Here is a 17,953-nt window from a genome sequence, read left to right on the forward strand (position 1 = left end):
TTATTCAGCAAGGGGAATTTTGCTGCGCCAGCCCGAGCCGAAATTGATCTAAATCAATTCATTGTTTTTTAAGTAATTTATCTGAAGGGTACAGAGTGCAATTTTCTGTAAATCACGTTAAATATTTGCCAGCAAAAAGCGATGACGTTCGCGACATTAACATTAAGCAAAGGAGTGATGATGAAACTGGCAAAATGCGCGATGCTGCTGGCTCTGGCTTTTCCCCAACTGTCGATGGCCCACGAAGCAGGCGACTTCTTTATGCGTGCCGGTAGTGCCACCGTCCGGCCCACCGAAGGTTCCGATAATGTGTTAGGGATGGGCGAGTTCAGCGCATCCAACGACACGCAGCTGGGCCTGACTTTTACTTACATGGCAACCGACAACATTGGTGTCGAATTACTGGCCGCCACACCGTTCCGTCACAAAGTGGGCCTGGGCCCGACCGGAACACTGGCAACGGTACGCCAGTTACCGCCTACGCTGATGGCGCAGTACTACTTCTTTGACAGCAAGAGCAAAGCGCGTCCTTACGTTGGCGTGGGTATCAACTACACCACCTTTTACGATGCCGATTTCAATCAAACGGGCCGCGATGCGGGCCTGACCGATCTCAGCGTGAAGGATTCCTGGGGTGTGGCGGGTCAGGTCGGTCTGGATTATCAGATTAACCGTGACTGGATGCTGAATGCGTCGGTGTGGTACATGGATATTGATACGGAAGTGAAGTTTAAAGCGGGTGGCGAGCAGCAGAATATCAATATGCGCATCGATCCCTGGGTCTTCTTCTTCGGAGCAGGTTACCGTTTCTGATGATAAAGATGATAAAAAGGCCGCTGAATCAGCGGCCTTTTTTTGTCTGTTAAGACGTTATTTGATCTGCATATTGTTAACAACGGACTTCACGCCCGCCACGCTGCGCGTAACCTGAACGGCACGGTTAGCCATCTGTGGTGATGAAACAAAACCGCTCAGCTGAACTTTACCTTTAAAGGTTTCTACGTTGATTTCAGTTGATTTCAGCGAGTCATCTTTCAGCAGTTCACCTTTAACTTTTGTGGTCACCACAGTGTCATCAATATAGCCACCGGTTCCCTCTTTGGTTGCGGTTGGCGCACAGGCGCTCAGTGTCAGCGCAACCACGCCCGCCAGTACAGCACCTGTCAGCAGTTTAACGAATTTCATTGCTTTCTCTCCCTGTCACAAAATGGATGCGACGTTACCGTAACGGCGCATTGTCATTGTGGTGCAGATTTTGCAAAAAGGGCAAATGGGGGAATGAAAAAAAAGGAAACAAATCATGCCTTATCGCGCGATAAGGCATGCTGGCAGGATTAACGGCTGGCGGCTTTAAGACGGCTGACAAAGTTCTTCAGCTCGCTCAGCATCACCTCAGGCTCTGAATGATGTTTTTCGATGATTCTGACAATCGCAGAGCCGGAGATCGCGCCCGCAGCGCCCGCGGCGATCGCTTCCTTAACCTGTTCAGGCTCAGAGATACCAAAGCCCTGCAGCGGCGGGGCTGCATGGTATTCACGCAGCTTGTCGATCAGATGCTGCAACGGCAGGCTGGCGCGGTTTTCAGCACCGGTCACGCCCGCGCGCGACAGCAGGTAGGTGTAACCCCGTCCGTGTGAAGCGATCTCGCGCAGCAGCTCATCGCTGGCGTTAGGCGGACAGATGAAGATGGGTGCTATGCCATGACGCAGCGCCGCCTGACGGAAGGGCGCGGACTCTTCAACGGGCACATCCGCCACCAGCACCGAATCCACACCCGCCTCTGCACAACGGGCATAGAACTCATCCACACCGTTGGTGAAGACCAGATTGGCGTACATCAGCAATCCAATCGGCAGATCCGGATACTTACGGCGGATAGTGGCCAGCATTTCAAAGCATTGGCTGGTGTTGGTGCCCTCCGCAAAGGCGCGTAACGTCGCATTCTGGATGGTCGGGCCATCTGCAAGGGGATCTGAGAAGGGAATACCCAGCTCCAGTGCATCCGCGCCTCCTTCAACCAGGGCATCAATCACGCGCAGTGAAAGCTCTGGTGACGGATCGCCCAGCGTAACAAAAGGAACGAAAGCCCCTTCGTTATTCGCTGACAGACGCGTAAACAGTTGATTGTAACGTTCCATCAGATTTCTCCCTGCGCTGTCAAAATGTCATGAACGGTGAAAATATCTTTGTCGCCGCGGCCAGAGAGGTTGACCACAATCAACTGCTCTTTTTCCGGCTCGGCCTGAATCATTTTCATGGCGTGCGCCAGGGCGTGGGATGACTCCAGCGCCGGAATAATACCTTCATCGCGACAGAGCTGTTTAAAGGCGGCCAGCGCTTCGTTATCGGTGATGGAGACATATTCCGCACGACCAATGCTGTTCAGGTGCGCATGCTGCGGGCCTACCGACGGGAAGTCGAGGCCGGCAGAGATCGAGTAAGACTCCTCAATCTGGCCATCATGGGTCTGCATCATCGGCGATTTCATACCGAAGTAGATGCCGACGCGACCGTGCTTGAGCGGCGCGCCATGCTCGCCGGTCTCAATGCCGTGGCCCGCAGGCTCTACGCCGATCAGCTTCACGCTGGTCTCATCGATAAAGTCGGCAAACATGCCGATGGCGTTGGAGCCGCCGCCCACACAGGCGAGGATCGCATCGGGCAGACGACCCTCTCTTTCCAGAATCTGCTTTTTAGTCTCTTCGCCAATCATGCGCTGGAACTCACGCACAATCGTCGGGAAGGGATGCGGACCCGCTGCGGTGCCGAGCATATAGTGTGATGTCTCGTAGCTGCCAGACCAGTCGCGCAGTGCTTCATTACAGGCATCTTTCAGCGTGGCGGAGCCGCTGTGCACCGGGATCACTTCTGCGCCCATCAGACGCATACGGAAGACGTTGGGTGACTGACGCTCCACATCTTTTGCGCCCATATAGATGCGGCATTTCATGCCCAGCAGCGCACAGGCCAGCGCTGAAGCTACGCCGTGCTGACCCGCACCGGTTTCGGCAATAATTTCGTTTTTGCCCATGCGTTTGGCTAACAACGCCTGACCCAGCACCTGGTTGGTCTTGTGCGCGCCACCGTGCAGCAGATCTTCACGCTTAAGATAGAGGCGGGTTTTGGTGCCTTTAGTCAGGTTTTTGCACAGCGTCAGGGCGGTAGGCCGACCCGCATAGTTCTTCAGCAGGTCGGTAAACTCGGCCTGAAACTCAGGATCTTTCTGGGCGTCGACAAACGCCTGTTCCAGCTGGCGCAGGGCTGGCATCAGGATTTGCGGAACATACATTCCGCCAAATTCGCCAAAGTAGGGATTAAGTAACGTCATTTTTTATCTTCCTTTCTCGGGCCCACCGTTGAGCAGGCCAGGCAAATCAGTAGGCTCGCAGTGTCTGAAACACAGCGGCAATTTTACGGGCATCTTTGATGCCAGGCGCGCTTTCCACGCCAGAGTTGAAGTCCAGTCCGGCACAGCCGAGCTGCGCGGCTTCAACACAGTTATCCGCGCTCAGGCCACCGGCCAGCAGCACGTTGTTGAGCGTCTGCCCCTGCAACAGCGACCAGTCGAAACGCTGTCCGGTTCCGCCGTCGCCATTGTCAAACACATAACGGTCAACATGAGGCCAGTCGCGCGCCGGTAAGGTGCCTTCAATGCGCAGCGCCTTCCAGATTTGAATCTCTGCTGGCAGAGCCGCGCGCAGTTCAGCCACAAACGCCGGCGTCTCGTTGCCATGCAGCTGTACCGCAGAGAGTGAAAGTGCACCGGCTTGCGTGACAATGTCACTTATAGCGGCATTGCGGAACACGCCGACGTAGCGCAGCGGCGCCGCAGCGATAACGGTCTGCGCCGTAGCGGTGTCAATCTGGCGCGGGGAACCTTCCGCGAAGATCAGACCACCATAGATTGCCCCGGCTTCATAGGCGGCGCGCGCATCTTCGGCACGGGTCAGGCCGCACACTTTATTGCTGCCCAGCGTGACCCGACGCACCGCTGCGGTCAGGTCGGCTTCTTCCATCAGTGCAGAACCAATCAGGAAGCCGTTGGCAAAATGGCTCAGCTCGCGAATATCGGCATAGCTGTTAATGCCTGATTCGCTGATTACCGTGACGCCGTGCGACAGGCGCGGTGCCAGCTGACGCGTGCGGTTAAGATCGATAGAGAGGTCACGCAGATCGCGGTTGTTGATACCCACGACTTTGGCCTGCAGCGCGATAGCCCGCTCCAGTTCCTCTTCATTACTCACTTCAGTCAGAATGCCCATCTTCAGGCTGTGCGCCACGGCGGCCAACTGACGATACTGCTCATCATCCAGCACTGACAGCATCAGCAGAATCGCATCCGCCTGGTAGTAACGGGCCAGATAGATCTGATAAGGGTCGATGATAAAATCTTTGCACAGCACCGGCTGGGTGATGGCCGCGCTGACAATCGGCAGAAAGGCGAAGTCGCCCTGAAAATATTTCTCATCGGTCAGCACAGATACCGCGGAAGCGTAGTGGCGGTAGACCCCGGCAATGGCGGCTGGATCGAAATCCTCGCGAATAATGCCTTTCGAGGGAGAGGCCTTTTTACACTCCAGGATAAACGCGGTTCTTGCACCCTGCAGCGCGTCGTAGAAATGACGGCTGGCAGGTTCAATGCTGTTCTGAAAGGTAGAGAGAGGCTGCTGCTGCTGACGGGCTTCAACCCAAATCGCTTTGTCCTGAACAATTTTTTCTAACACGGTGCCTTTCATGATTATCCTCTTGCTGCCAGTGCGACGACACGCTCATAAGCCTGTCCGCTGCGGATGGCGTTAAGCGCCTGCTGTGCGTTTTCACGCAGATCTTCCTGACCGAATACTTTAAGCAACATCGCCACGTTGACGGCGACGGCCTCCTCATGGGCCTGCTGGCCATTACCCTGGAGTAAAGAGGTCAGAATGTCACGATTTTCTTCCGGCGTGCCGCCCGCCAGCGCCTCTTTGGGATGGAAGCCAAAACCAAAGTCCTCTGGCGAGAGCTGATAGCGTGTAATTTCACCTTCACGCAGTTCGGCCACATGAGTCACGTCGTGCAGCGCCACCTCATCCATTCCGCCACCGTGAACCACCGCCGCGCGCTGATAACCCAGCACTTTCAGCGTCTGGGCAATCGGCATCACCAGTTCCGGGCTGTAGACGCCAATCACCGCCAGTGGCGGGCGTGCCGGATTGATCAGCGGGCCCAGCACGTTAAACAGCGTACGGGTCTTAAGCTGCTGGCGGACCGGCATCGCGTGGCGAAAACCGGTGTGATACTGCGGCGCAAACAGGAAGCAGACATTCAGATCGTCCAGCGCCTGGCGCGCCCGGTCAGCGGGCATATCGAGATTGATGCCAAAGGCGGCCAGCAGATCGGAGGAGCCCGATTTGCTGGAGACGCTGCGGTTGCCGTGCTTCGCCACTTTCAGACCGCAGGTCGCGGCGACAAAGGCGCTGGCAGTCGAGATATTAATGCTGTTACTGCCATCGCCGCCGGTGCCCACAATGTCGGCAAACGCATAATCAGGGCGGGGAAAAGGTTTGGCATCTTCCAGCAGCGCGGTGGCGGCTCCGGCGATCTCTTCCGGCGTTTCACCGCGCACCTTCATGGCGATCAGCGCGGCAGCGAGCTGCGTTGGCTCCAGCTGTCCGGTAATGATGGCGCTGAACAGCTGATGACTCTCAGCCTGATTCAGCGTCTGCGCCTGGTAAAGTTTTTCCAGTGTCTGTTGCATGTTTATTCTCCCTGTTACTTCGCCAGCGCCCAGGCCAGCGTCTGCTCAAGCAGGCGCGCGCCCTGAGAAGTCAAAATCGATTCAGGATGGAACTGAAACCCGCATACGCGATCGGTTTCATGGCGAACGGCCATCACCATCCCGTTGTAACTGGCGTTCACCGTCAGCTCTTCCGGCGTGTTGCTGCCCACCAGCGAGTGATAGCGCGCCACCGGCAGCGGATTGCTCAGACCGGCAAACATCGCCTCGCCGTCATGGTCGATTGAAGAGGCTTTGCCGTGCAGGATCTCGCCTGCCTGGCCCACATGGCCGCCATAGGCTTCGACAATCGCCTGGTGACCCAGACAGATACCGATAATTGGCAGACGACCACGCAGCACCCGCAGCAGCTCCGGCATACAGCCAGCATCTTTTGGCGCGCCGGGACCGGGAGAGAGCATCAGCACCGGGTTCTCCATCCGCTGCAGCTGTTCAATAAGCAGTTCGGCAGGTAGATTGTTGCGGTAAATCACCACGTTGTGACCAAAGGTCCGCAGCTGATCAACCAGGTTATAGGTAAAAGAGTCGATGTTATCGAGCAGCAGAATATCGGCCATCAGAAGATCTCCTTGCAGTGATGGGCAGTCGCGATAGCGCGCAGTACGGCGCGCGCTTTGTTGCGGCTTTCATCAGCTTCAGCCTGCGGATTTGAATCCAGTACCACACCTGCGCCCGCCTGAACGGTGGCGACGCCGTCTTCTACGTAGGCGGAGCGGATAACGATACAGGTATCGAGATCGCCCTGGGCGGTGAAGTAGCCCACCGCGCCGCCGTAGCTGCCGCGACGGGTGCGTTCAGCCCCGGCAATCAACTGCATGGCGCGAACTTTTGGTGCTCCGCTCAGCGTGCCCATGTTCATACAGGCACGATAAGCGTGCAGCACATCGAGGTCCGCGCGCAGCGTACCCACCACGCGGGAAACCAGATGCATCACAAACGAGTAGCGGTCGACTTTGGTCAGGTCAGCCACGTAACGGCTGCCGGGCACGCAGATACGCGCCAGATCGTTACGCGCCAGATCCACCAGCATCAGATGCTCAGCCAGCTCTTTATGGTCGGTACGCATCTCCAGCTCAATGCGGCTGTCGAGATCGCGGTCCAGTGAGCCATCAGCATGGCGGCCACGCGGGCGGGTACCGGCAATCGGGTAGATCTCAATCTGACGGGAGGTGGCGTCATACTTCAGCGAACTCTCCGGCGACGCGCCAAACAGGGAGAAATCCTGATCCTGCATGAAAAACATGTAGGGGCTGGGATTGCTGTTTTTCAGTGTCTCATAAGCAGCCAGCGGCGACGGGCACGGCAGCGAGAAGCGACGTGACGGCACGACCTGGAAAATTTCGCCGATGCGAACCGCCTGTTGAAGTGTGCGTACTACGTCGCAATACTCTTCATCACTCTGGCTGGTGGTCAGCGTCATCTGTTCTACCGGCTGGACCGGCAGAGCCGGTGCCGGCTGAAGCATCTGGCCGTGCAACTGCTCGATGCGGCGCTGCAGGCGCTGGAACTCGCTGGTGGACGGGCAGAACAGGCTGGCCTGCAGACGCGCACTGCGAGTCTGGTGATCGATCACCAGTAAGGTTTCTGCCAGGTAAAAACAGTAGTCAGGGCAGCGTTGCTGATTATCCAGCTCCGGCAGGGTTTCAAAACCGGCAACCAGATCATAAGCAAACAGGCCACCCAGCAGCACGGCTTCGCGCTCATCGGCAGGGGAGTTGACCAGTTGTGGAATCAGACGCAAAGCATCAAACACCGACAGGGCCTTGAGGCGGGAATCTTCATCCTGCTGATGGTCGGTGCTTTGCGGAAAAGTCAGCTCGCGTCCATCGGGACGAACCTGATTGCTGACCGACGCAGGCAGGGCCTCATCCAGCAGCGGCAGCAGGGCGCGGCCATTTTCTGACAACGCCTGAACGGTGACATTGTTGCTCATTGCGCTGACGCGCAGCGCGCTGTCGACAATCAGCAGGCTTTTTAAGTTGCGCTTGCTGTCGATGTCAGCGGATTCAAGCAGCAGGGTTGCCGGACGTGCGCCGCACAGCTGGTGAAACACTGCGGCCGGATCTTCGCGGTAGGGTGCGGTGCCGGTAATCAACTTCACTGTAGGTTTCGCATTTGGCATGATGATTTCTCTGAATTTCGCTCAAAAAAAAGCCCGCTCGGTGGCGGGCTCAGGTATTAGCACAGCGTTTACGCAAAGTGTGCACGACCCTGTCGCCCGTTTTCGGGAACATCGCGCCAACCGTTTAAATGCGTGATTACAACAGCCATGATTGAATACCCGTTACGTGTGAACTTGTGTACTAGTTAACGGGTTCAGGGCGGAAATGTCAATACACTTTTTCACTGACCGTGAAAATCGTTATCATGCTGGCCGGTTTAGTTTTTGCAGGAGTTCTCTTGAGCGATATCGCCCGTTTCCCGGTTTATGATTTACACAGCCACACGCGTGCCTCCGACGGCTTACTGACGCCAGCCGCCCTGGTGCAGCGAGCGGTTGAGATGCGCGTCGGCGTACTGGCGATCACCGATCACGACAGCGTTGCAGGGGTAGATGAAGCGCAGCAAACGGCAATCGATCACGATTTACCGATAAAAGTGCTGGCAGGCGCAGAAATCTCCACCCTGTGGGAAAACCATGAGATTCATGTCGTGGGACTGAACATTAATATCCGCCATCCGGCGATGGTGGCGTTTCTGGCCGGACAACATGCCTGTCGGCAAGCACGTGCAGAAGAGATTGGTGAGCGACTGGCGAAGGCACGTATCCCGGATGCGCTGGCGGGAGCCACGCGACTGGCTGATGGCGGCATCATTACCCGCGGTCACTTTGCCCGCTTCCTGATTGAGCAGGGTAAAGCAGAGAATATGGCGCAGGTGTTCAAAAATTATCTGGCGCGTGGCAAAACCGGTTACGTGCCGCCACAATGGTGTACAATTAAACAAGCTATTGATGCGATTCATCATTCTGGTGGCTGCGCCGTGCTGGCGCATCCTGGCCGTTACGGTTTATCGGCAAAGTGGCTCAAACGACTGGTCGCCCATTTCCGCGAAGCGGGCGGCGATGCGATGGAAGTCGCGCAGTGCCAGCAGCCGCCTAATGAGCGCACGACGCTGGCGCAATACGCCAGAGATAATGAACTGGCCGCATCACAAGGTTCTGATTTTCATCAACCCTGTCCGTGGATTGAACTGGGCCGCAAACTCTGGCTGCCCGCGGCGGTTGAGCCGGTCTGGGAACGCTTCCCGGATCTGGCTCCCGGCCTGGCAATCACGGAAAGGTGACACGAGGTTTCTATGAGTCAATTGTTTCATATTCATCCGGACAACCCGCAGCCTCGCCTGATTAATCAGGCGGTTGACTACCTGAACAAAGGCAGCGTCATTGTTTATCCAACCGATTCCGGCTATGCGCTGGGCTGTCGGCTGGAGGAGAAGGGCGCGATGGAGCGTATCTGTCGTATCCGTCAGCTCGACGGGCACCACAACTTTACCCTGATGTGCCGGGATCTCTCTGAGCTGTCGGTCTATTCGCAGGTGGGTAACTCAGCGTTTCGCCTGCTGAAAAACAACACGCCAGGCAACTACACCTTTATTCTCAAGGCGACCAAAGAGGTGCCGCGCCGCCTGATGAATGAAAAACGTAAGACCATTGGTCTGCGCGTGCCCTCTAATCCCGTGGCGCTGGCGCTGCTGGAAGCACTGAATCAGCCGATGATGTCGACCTCATTAATTCTGCCGGGCAACGATTTCACCGAGTCCGATCCGGAAGAGATCCAGCACAGCATCGGCAAGCTGGTCGATCTGATTATCGACGGCGGCACGCTGGGCCAGCAGCCGACCACGGTGGTCGATCTGACCACCGATGCGCCGGAAATTGTGCGTGAAGGGGTGGGCGATACCCGCCCGTTCCTGTAAGCCCTCAGGCTCAGGCACCGCGTGTCGGTGTCTGGGCCAGATTCGACTCTAACCAGCTTTTAAACTGGCCGTAAGGAATATAAAGTGACACATCTTTCAGGATCACTTTGTTATTACGCCCATTTTTAATCGAGTCAGAATAGCCAACAATCACGCCGCCCAGCGTATCATCACGGTTATAAACGCCGCCGCCCGACATCCCCTGAACAACACCTGCATTGGAGGCCATGGCTATACAGGGACTTTTATTCCAGTTATTCCGAATAGCCGTACGCGCTAAATTAACTCCGGTCGATTCAACCGGCATCGCTGAAATAAAACTGTAGCCATACATTTTAACCGGATCGCCGATGTCGCTGCTGCGGAACTTAGTCAGCGTGCTGGCGTCATTCTTGTGATAAATAATCGCAAGGTCGCAATAAGGGTGATAAGACTTGACGCGCTGCACGGCAGTTTTGGCAACGTGCGCAGCTGTCAGGCTATATTCAGGCGTCAGAGGAATGCTGGTGCCCAGTGTGCCGAGACCGAGGATCGTCGGAATGCCAGTCACGCTCATATCTACGTGCTGCATCGCCGTACGACTGTACTCAGTGTGGCCCACAGAACACCCGCTCAGCACCAGTGCAGCAAGCACCGGGCACAGCAACAGGTTTTTCATGATGGGTTTCTTTATTCAGGCATGTCGGGAAATCCCTGGTGAAGATTTTTGACATGCAAGCAAGGTTCATCACTGAACCGTATTAACGCAACAACTCCGGATGCGCCGGTTTATTGGATTAATCTAAAAAGACTATTTTTATAAACGAATAACAAAAGCCGGACTTCATTGTTGCAAGACCCCTCTGTCGTGAGTCCTGCTTTTTATTGTGCTACAGGAATAAAGTATATCAGCTTAATAGTGTCGTACAATTTATTAAAGCTAATAAGAATCAAATGTCCTTGAAAATAAGGCCTTAAATAAATCTGCGTTAGAAAAAATCTGGGTTTTTTGTATTTACCGAGCGGTTATAATGGATTAAGTCATTAAAACAGTTGTTTGTGCTAACTTTAATGTTTTTTTAAGAAGAATAAAAGCAAGGGAAAACCAGCGAAAGTGTAAGATAGTGTTAAGGTTTTTATCACCAGAACATTACGTTGATGAAACTAAAGTGGTTAGAAAATTTAATTGTCATCAGCTATAAAGTTTTTAATACATGCATTTTATTAATCTTATTCCTGTCAGATGCACGGGGATTATTTAAATCAGCGTCAGATATTATCAGATCTAAAACTATCAGAGGCTGACCCTTCTTAATTCGCTTCAGACCCACTCATAAAGCGCGTTACTTCAGGGGTAAATGCCTGTATAATGGGGCCGAATTAATAGGTTAACCTGTTGATTCAGAAAGAATTATCACCCTACCGTGACGCCTGGGAAGGCGACAAAGAGGAAGCTCAATGAGCGAAAAGTTACAGAAAGTCTTAGCGCGTGCCGGTCATGGCTCGCGTCGTGAAATCGAATCAATGATTGCCGCTGGCCGTGTCAGCGTCGACGGCAAGATCGCCACCCTGGGCGACCGCGTTGAAAGCAGCAAATCTCTGAAAATCCGTATTGATGGCCATCTGGTCTCGATTGCTGAATCAGCAACCGAAGTTTGCCGCGTGCTGGCTTACTACAAACCAGAAGGTGAACTCTGTACCCGCAGCGATCCTGAAGGGCGCCCAACGGTATTTGACCGTCTGCCTCGTCTGCGCGGTTCACGCTGGATTGCCGTTGGCCGTCTGGATGTGAACACCTGTGGTCTGATGCTCTTCACCACTGACGGTGAACTGGCGAACCGCCTGATGCATCCGAGCCGTGAAGTGGAACGTGAATATGCGGTGCGCGTCTTTGGTCAGGTCGACGATGATAAAATTCGTCAGCTGAGCAAGGGCGTTCAGCTGGAAGATGGCCCGGCTGCCTTTAAAACCCTGAAATTTGGCGGTGGAGAAGGGATCAACCAGTGGTACAACGTGACCCTGACCGAAGGACGTAACCGTGAAGTGCGTCGTTTATGGGAAGCGGTCGGCGTGCAGGTCAGTCGTCTGATGCGTGTTCGCTACGGCGATATCACCTTACCAAAAGGCCTGCCACGCGGTGGCTGGACCGAACTGGATCTGCCTGCGGTTAACTACCTGCGTAACCTGGTGGAGATGGATGATGAAACGGTCACCAAACTGGTGGTCGAAAAAGATCGTCGTCGCACCAAAGCGAACCAGATTCGTCGTGCCGTGAAACGTCACAGTAAAGTGAGCAGCACCCCACGTGCACCACGCCGCAATCCGGGCAGCAAACGTAACTCCGGTTAATCACGTTGCCCGATCGCTAAAAACGCAGCCCCAGGGCTGCGTTTTCTTTTTCTGTTACCAGTCAATTCCCTGCTGAGCCTGTATTCCGGCATCAAAAGCGTGCTTAACCGGCCGCATCTCAGTCACCGTATCCGCCATCTCAGTCAGGCTGCGATGACAGCCACGTCCGGTAATGATGACGCTCTGATGCGCCGGGCGCTGTTGCAGGGCCGCTATCAGCTCTTCCAGTGGCAGATAATCCATGCTGACCATATAGGTGATTTCGTCGAGCACCACCAGATCCAGCTGCTCATCGGCCAGCATCCGTTTTGCATGCTGCCACACCGCCAGACAGGCAGCGGTATCCGTTTCGCGGTTCTGCGTATCCCAGGTAAAGCCGGTTGCCATCACCTGAAATTCAACACCGTGCTGTTCCAGCAGGTTTCGCTCGCCATTCGGCCAGTCACCTTTAATGAACTGGATAGCCGCCACGCGTTTGCCATGACCGGTGGCGCGGAGTGCGGTGCCAAAGGCCGCAGTCGTTTTGCCTTTGCCATTGCCGGTAAAGACCATCAGGATGCCACGAACCTCCGTGGCTGCAGCAATACGCGCATCTACCTGTTCTTTTAACCGCTGCTGACGCTGTTGATGACGATCGTCAGCCATTATTCAGCGGCTCCCGGTTTTCTGCCTGGCTGGGCATCAAAGCTGATCCCGGTTTTACGACGGCTGTCATCACCCATCAGATAAAGGTAGAGCGGCATCAAATCGGCAGGGGTTTTCAGCTTATTGGCATCTTCCTGCGGGAACGCGCTGGCACGCATTTTGGTTCGCGTCCCGCCCGGATTAATACAGTTCACCCGCAATGCCTGCGTTTTATACTCATCAGCCAGTACCTGCATCATGCCTTCGGTAGCAAATTTAGAGACGGCGTAAGCCCCCCAGCCCGCGCGACCGGTACGGCCCACGCTGGAGGTGGTAAACACCAGTGAACCGGCATCCGATTTTAACAGCAGCGGCAACAGCGCCTGCGTCAGGAAGAAGGTGGCGTCCAGGTTGATGTTCATCACCTGCTGCCAGACCTGTGGGTCAAGTTCAGCCAGCGGCACAATCTCACCGAGGATACCGGCGTTATGCAGCACGCCGTCAAGACGCGGAAACTGCTGGGCCAGCTGTTCTGCCACCTGCTGGCAACGTTCCGGTGTCGCTTCGGCCAGATCGAACACCACAGTGTGAGCCGGGCAGAGATTGAGTTGATTGATCGCCTGTTCGACCTGCTGAAGCTTCTCAGGGTTACGGCCCATCAGGATCACTTCTGCGCCATAGCGGGCATAAGTCAGCGCCGCTTCCCGGCCAATGCCATCTGAAGCGCCAGTGACCAGGATAATGCGATGATTGAGCAGGTCGCTTTTCGGTTGATAATGCACAGCGGGGTCCTCCAGCGAAAACAGCATGATTCCGCTTTATGCCTGAATTTACGAATGGGCGCAATCGCCAACCCACCCATTCTGTGCCAGCTGCTGGCATTTCAGGCGACGAAGCGGGGCAAAACGGCTAAACTGGCGAACTGTTTTTGATTCTCTGTTTACTAAGGCGACCTATGGATTTTATTTCAACGTATGGACTGTTTTTAGCGAAAGTGGTGACACTGGTGGTTGCCGTCGCTGTGATTGTCATGATTGTGATGAATGCCGCGTTACGCAAACGGGCACAAAACGGTCAGCTTCGACTGACTCATCTGGATGATGACTATCAACAGATGAAAGAGGATTTGCAGCTGGCAAAAATGAAGCCTCAGGCACAAAAAGTCTGGCTGAAAAATCATAAGAAAAGTGAAAAGCTGAAAGCCAAAGCGGAAAAGCAGGCGGCGAAGCAGGGGCAGACAGACAGTGCGAAGCCCACGCTCTATGTACTCGATTTCAAAGGCAGCATGGACGCCCATGAGGTGACTTCACTGCGCGAAGAGATTTCAGCCGTGCTGGCCGTCAAGCAGCCTGGCGATGAAGTGCTGCTGCGTCTTGAAAGCCCTGGCGGCGTGGTTCATGGCTATGGCCTGGCAGCCTCGCAGCTGCAGCGTCTGCGCGATCAGGGTCTGCGTATCACGGCGGCCGTGGATAAAGTGGCGGCCAGCGGCGGTTACATGATGGCCTGCGTAGCCGATCGTATTGTGGCAGCACCTTTCTCGATTATTGGCTCCATCGGCGTGGTCGCGCAGATCCCCAATTTCAACCGCTTGCTGAAACGGAACGATATTGATATTGAGCTGCATACCGCCGGACAGTACAAGCGCACGCTGACGCTGTTTGGTGAAAACACCGAAGAGGGACGTGAGAAATTCCAGGAAGATCTCGACGAAACGCACCTGCTGTTCAAGCAGTTTGTCCACCAGATGCGCCCGTCACTCGACATCGATCAGGTGGCAACCGGTGAACACTGGTATGGCCGCCAGGCGCTGGACCTCGGCCTGGTTGACGAAATCGGCACCAGCGATGATCTGATCATCCGTCAGATGGATAAGTTCAGCGTGCTCGGCGTGCATTATGCCCGCCGCCGTAAGGTGATGGATCGCTTTACGCAGAGCGCCGGCTCGGTGGCAGAGCGCCTGCTGCTGAAACTCTGGCAGCGCGGCGAAAAGCCACTGCTCTGATGATGCGAAACCCGGCCTGCGCCGGGTTTTTTCATTCCAGGTGGTAGAGCGGCGACAGCACCACGGCAAGGTGTTTGAACACGTTAAACACCGCCGTGGTTTTAGCCGTCGGCACTCCATCGGCATCGAGAAAAAACGGTCCGCGAAATACCAGCACTTCTCCCTGCTGAATCACCTCATCCGCCTGCATTCCCGCTAAATAATCATCATGTTCTTTGATCAGCGCATTGGCCTTTTCCAGCAACGCCTGGCGGGAAATAGCCTGAGTTGAACTCTGCATTTATTGACTCCTGTTTGACAGTACTCCAATCCTTTCTATATTACTGGCGAGTCACACGCTGTGACAAATCGGTGTAATCGATGAAAACCTGGCGTAAGTCCGGGCTGAGTGCTAATTAAGTTGCGTAACAGATTTTATCAGGTAGAGTGTGGGCGATTCCGATTTCAGGGATTTTGCACCAGGATGTGCGATGAGTTCAGATAGAAAAAGCACTCTTTATCATGCAGTTGCATAACGCCACATCATCTGATCTGAGATTGACCCCTCCGCCTTGAAATGTTAAACAGGCGCAGCAATATTGAACCCATTGGGTTTTTGGGCATCCAATCCTCTCCCGTTAAGCAGGATGTTTTCATTAGGTAAAGGTAAATATGGGTAAAGCACTCGTTATTGTTGAGTCCCCGGCAAAGGCTAAAACAATCAATAAATACCTGGGTAGTGATTACGTGGTTAAATCCAGCGTGGGTCATATCCGGGATCTGCCGACCAGTGGTTCAACCGCGAAAAAAAGTGCTGACGCCTCGACAGATAAGAAAGTCAAAGACGCTTCGACTGACAAAAAAGTCAAAAAAGTTAAAAAAGATGAGAAGGCCGCACTCGTCAGCCGCATGGGTGTTGACCCCTATCACGGCTGGGAAGCGGACTATCAGATTCTGCCCGGCAAAGAGAAAGTGGTCGCCGAACTGAAGGCGTTAGCCGCCAATGCTGACCACATCTATCTCGCAACCGACCTTGACCGCGAAGGGGAAGCCATTGCCTGGCACCTGCGGGAAGTGATTGGTGGTGATGACTCGCGCTTCAGCCGCGTCGTGTTTAACGAAATAACCAAGAATGCGATTCGTCAGGCGTTTGAAAAGCCGGGCGAACTGAATATTGATCGGGTTAATGCTCAGCAGGCGCGTCGCTTTATGGACCGCGTGGTGGGCTACATGGTCTCGCCACTGCTGTGGAAAAAGATCGCTCGTGGTCTCTCTGCCGGACGTGTGCAATCCGTTGCCGTTCGCCTGGTGGTGGAACGTGAACGTGAGATTAAAGCTTTTGTTCCCGAAGAGTACTGGGAAGTTAATGCCGCGCTGACCACGCCGAAAGGCGATGAGCTGTCGATGGACGTGACGCACAAAGGCGATAAAGCCTTCCGTCCGGTCAACCGCGACGAGACGTATGCCGCCGTCGCGCTGCTGGAAAAAGCGCGCTATGAGATCGTGGATCGTGAAGATAAGCCGACCAGCAGCAAGCCGGGCGCGCCTTATATCACCTCGACACTGCAGCAGGCTGCCAGCACCCGTCTCGGCTTTGGCGTCAAGAAGACCATGATGATGGCCCAGCGGCTGTACGAAGCGGGCCACATTACTTATATGCGTACCGATTCGACCAACCTGAGTCAGGATGCGGTCGCCATGGCGCGTGGCTATATCGAAAGCAATTTCGGTAAAAAGTATCTGCCTGAAAACGCCATAACTTACGCCAGCAAAGAGAACTCCCAGGAAGCGCACGAAGCGATTCGTCCTTCTGATGTGGAAGTGGTGGCGGAAAAGCTGAAAGATATGGAAGCGGATGCGCAGAAACTCTATCAGCTGATCTGGCGTCAGTTTGTTGCCTGTCAGATGACACCAGCAAAATATGACTCCAGCACCATTACTGCCGCCGCCGGTGATTTCCGGCTCAAAGCGAAAGGCCGTATTCTGCGTTTCGACGGCTGGACCAAAGTGATGCCTGCGCTGCGTAAGAATGATGAAGATCGTACGCTGCCTGCGGTAAGCGTGGGTGATGTTCTGGACCTGCAGCAACTGCTGCCCGGTCAGCACTTCACCAAGCCACCGGCGCGCTTCAGCGAAGCGTCACTGGTGCGCGAGCTGGAGAAGCGCGGAATTGGTCGTCCATCCACTTATGCGGCCATTACCTCGACGATTCAGGATCGTGGCTATGTACGGGTTGAAAACCGCCGTTTTTATGCGGAAAAAATGGGTGAAATCGTCACCGATCGTCTGGAAGAGAACTTCCGCGAACTGATGAATTATGATTTCACCGCCCGCATGGAGAGCAACCTTGACCAGGTTGCCAATAACCAGGCGCAATGGAAAGCGGTACTCGACCACTTCTTCACCGATTTTACCCAGCAGCTTGAACTGGCTGAGAAAGATCCTGAAGAGGGCGGGATGCAGCCGAACCAGATGGTGCTGACCTCGATTGACTGTCCGACCTGTAGCCGTCCGATGGGGATTCGAACTGCCAGTACCGGCGTCTTCCTGGGCTGTTCCGGCTATGCGTTGCCACCTAAAGAGCGCTGCAAACAGACCATCAACCTGATCCCGGAAAATGAAGTTCTCAATATTCTGGAAGGGGATGATGCTGAAACCAACGCCCTGCGTGCCCGTCGTCGCTGCCAGAAGTGTGGCACGGCCATGGACAGCTACCTGATCGATAACGAACGTAAACTGCATGTCTGTGGTAATAACCCGGAGTGTGATGGTTACGAGATTGAGAAGGGCGAATTCCGCATCAAAGGCTATGACGGCCCGGTAGTGGAGTGCGAGAAGTGTGGTTCGGAGATGCACCTGAAGATGGGACGCTTTGGTAAGTACATGGCGTGTACCAATGAAGAGTGCAAAAACACCCGCAAGATCCTGCGTAGTGGTGAAGTTGCTCCGCCGAAAGAGGATCCGGTTCCGCTGCCAGAGCTGGCGTGTGAGAAGTCAGATGCTTACTTCGTGTTGCGTGACGGTGCGGCGGGCGTTTTCCTCGCGGCCAACACCTTCCCGAAATCACGCGAGACGCGTGCGCCGCTGGTGGAAGAGCTACAGCGCTTCAAAGATCGTCTGCCTGAGAAGCTGAAATATCTGGCCGACGCGCCAGCAGCCGATCCGGAAGGCAACAAAACGCTGGTGCGGTTCAGCCGCAAGACCAAACAGCAGTATGTCTCCTCAGAAAAAGAGGGCAAGGCAACCGGCTGGTCCGCCTTCTATATAGATGGCAAATGGCAGGAAGCGAAAAAGTAATCCCTGAAGGCCAGCGCTCGCTGGCCTTT

At 54.8% G+C, this 17,953-nt stretch carries 15 protein-coding genes, 1 pseudogene and 1 other annotated feature; of the genes and pseudogenes, 6 read left to right on the top strand and 10 right to left on the bottom strand.

Annotated elements, in window-relative coordinates:
* The first annotated feature begins 177 nt into the window (after nucleotides 1-177).
* Nucleotides 178-813, top strand: coding sequence for an outer membrane protein OmpW (ompW, locus tag OK412_RS06975; RefSeq protein WP_029519099.1), 636 nt, complete (start codon nucleotides 178-180; stop codon nucleotides 811-813).
* 57 nt (nucleotides 814-870) lie between these two features.
* Here ompW and OK412_RS06980 read toward each other — a convergent pair whose 3' ends face one another.
* The 6 genes and pseudogenes from OK412_RS06980 to OK412_RS07005 all read right to left on the bottom strand — a co-directional run bounded on the left by OK412_RS06980 (nucleotide 871) and on the right by OK412_RS07005 (nucleotide 7,898).
* Entirely contained in the window at nucleotides 871-1,185 is a 315-nt protein-coding gene (locus OK412_RS06980) for a BON domain-containing protein (protein WP_010244430.1), read from the bottom strand.
* Between the two features lie 149 nt (nucleotides 1,186-1,334).
* Nucleotides 1,335-2,138 carry a tryptophan synthase subunit alpha gene (trpA, locus tag OK412_RS06985; protein ID WP_264352918.1) on the bottom strand — a complete coding sequence of 268 codons (804 nt, stop codon included), beginning with the start codon at nucleotides 2,136-2,138 and terminating at the stop codon, nucleotides 1,335-1,337.
* Nucleotides 2,138-3,328 (bottom strand): tryptophan synthase subunit beta, encoded by a 1,191-nt coding sequence (trpB, locus tag OK412_RS06990; RefSeq protein WP_010244436.1) that lies wholly within the window; start codon nucleotides 3,326-3,328, stop codon nucleotides 2,138-2,140. Before trpB ends, trpA begins: the two co-directional genes overlap by 1 nt.
* A gap of 46 nt (nucleotides 3,329-3,374) precedes the next feature.
* Complete coding sequence (gene trpCF, locus OK412_RS06995) at nucleotides 3,375-4,736, bottom strand: bifunctional indole-3-glycerol-phosphate synthase TrpC/phosphoribosylanthranilate isomerase TrpF (protein WP_033787698.1); 1,362 nt, start codon at nucleotides 4,734-4,736, stop codon at nucleotides 3,375-3,377.
* Between the two features lie 2 nt (nucleotides 4,737-4,738).
* A pseudogene (gene trpD, locus OK412_RS07000) lies at nucleotides 4,739-6,333 on the bottom strand (bifunctional anthranilate synthase glutamate amidotransferase component TrpG/anthranilate phosphoribosyltransferase TrpD).
* Nucleotides 6,333-7,898, bottom strand: coding sequence for an anthranilate synthase component 1 (locus OK412_RS07005; protein ID WP_264352919.1), 1,566 nt, complete (start codon nucleotides 7,896-7,898; stop codon nucleotides 6,333-6,335). The pseudogene trpD and the gene OK412_RS07005 overlap by 1 nt, the downstream one beginning before the upstream one ends.
* Nucleotides 7,899-7,921: 23 nt before the next feature.
* Nucleotides 7,922-8,023: a sequence feature (Trp leader region), on the bottom strand.
* Between the two features lie 153 nt (nucleotides 8,024-8,176).
* Between OK412_RS07005 and rnm the strand changes: the two genes are divergently transcribed.
* Complete coding sequence (gene rnm / locus OK412_RS07010; RefSeq protein WP_413629117.1) at nucleotides 8,177-9,061, top strand: RNase RNM; 885 nt, start codon at nucleotides 8,177-8,179, stop codon at nucleotides 9,059-9,061.
* A 12-nt stretch (nucleotides 9,062-9,073) separates the two neighbouring features.
* The gene (locus tag OK412_RS07015; RefSeq protein WP_003853883.1) at nucleotides 9,074-9,694 is read left to right on the top strand and encodes an L-threonylcarbamoyladenylate synthase; all 621 of its coding nucleotides are present in this window, start codon (nucleotides 9,074-9,076) and stop codon (nucleotides 9,692-9,694) included.
* A 10-nt stretch (nucleotides 9,695-9,704) separates the two neighbouring features.
* Here OK412_RS07015 and OK412_RS07020 read toward each other — a convergent pair whose 3' ends face one another.
* Nucleotides 9,705-10,352 (bottom strand): hypothetical protein, encoded by a 648-nt coding sequence (locus tag OK412_RS07020; RefSeq protein ID WP_010244455.1) that lies wholly within the window; start codon nucleotides 10,350-10,352, stop codon nucleotides 9,705-9,707.
* 779 nt (nucleotides 10,353-11,131) lie between these two features.
* Between OK412_RS07020 and rluB the strand changes: the two genes are divergently transcribed.
* Complete coding sequence (rluB, locus tag OK412_RS07025) at nucleotides 11,132-12,022, top strand: 23S rRNA pseudouridine(2605) synthase RluB (RefSeq protein WP_010670251.1); 891 nt, start codon at nucleotides 11,132-11,134, stop codon at nucleotides 12,020-12,022.
* Between the two features lie 54 nt (nucleotides 12,023-12,076).
* Here rluB and cobO read toward each other — a convergent pair whose 3' ends face one another.
* Together cobO and OK412_RS07035 are read right to left on the bottom strand one after the other, a co-directional pair.
* Nucleotides 12,077-12,667 (bottom strand): cob(I)yrinic acid a,c-diamide adenosyltransferase, encoded by a 591-nt coding sequence (cobO, locus tag OK412_RS07030; protein WP_010670250.1) that lies wholly within the window; start codon nucleotides 12,665-12,667, stop codon nucleotides 12,077-12,079.
* Entirely contained in the window at nucleotides 12,667-13,428 is a 762-nt protein-coding gene (locus tag OK412_RS07035) for a YciK family oxidoreductase (protein WP_010244466.1), read from the bottom strand. Before OK412_RS07035 ends, cobO begins: the two co-directional genes overlap by 1 nt.
* 173 nt (nucleotides 13,429-13,601) lie before the next feature.
* Here OK412_RS07035 and sohB point away from each other — a divergent pair, with 173 nt between their 5' ends.
* Nucleotides 13,602-14,648, top strand: coding sequence for a protease SohB (gene sohB, locus OK412_RS07040; RefSeq protein ID WP_010244469.1), 1,047 nt, complete (start codon nucleotides 13,602-13,604; stop codon nucleotides 14,646-14,648).
* 31 nt (nucleotides 14,649-14,679) lie between these two features.
* On the opposite strand, the gene OK412_RS07045 is transcribed toward sohB, so the two are convergent.
* A complete protein-coding gene (locus tag OK412_RS07045) occupies nucleotides 14,680-14,928 on the bottom strand; it encodes a YciN family protein (protein ID WP_033757844.1) in 249 nt (82 codons plus the stop codon).
* 371 nt (nucleotides 14,929-15,299) lie between these two features.
* Between OK412_RS07045 and topA the strand changes: the two genes are divergently transcribed.
* A complete protein-coding gene (gene topA / locus OK412_RS07050) occupies nucleotides 15,300-17,924 on the top strand; it encodes a type I DNA topoisomerase (protein ID WP_010244475.1) in 2,625 nt (874 codons plus the stop codon).
* Nucleotides 17,925-17,953 lie beyond the last annotated feature (29 nt).

Source organism: Pantoea sp. JV6 (assembly GCF_025910055.1).
GTDB lineage: Bacteria > Pseudomonadota > Gammaproteobacteria > Enterobacterales > Enterobacteriaceae > Pantoea > Pantoea agglomerans.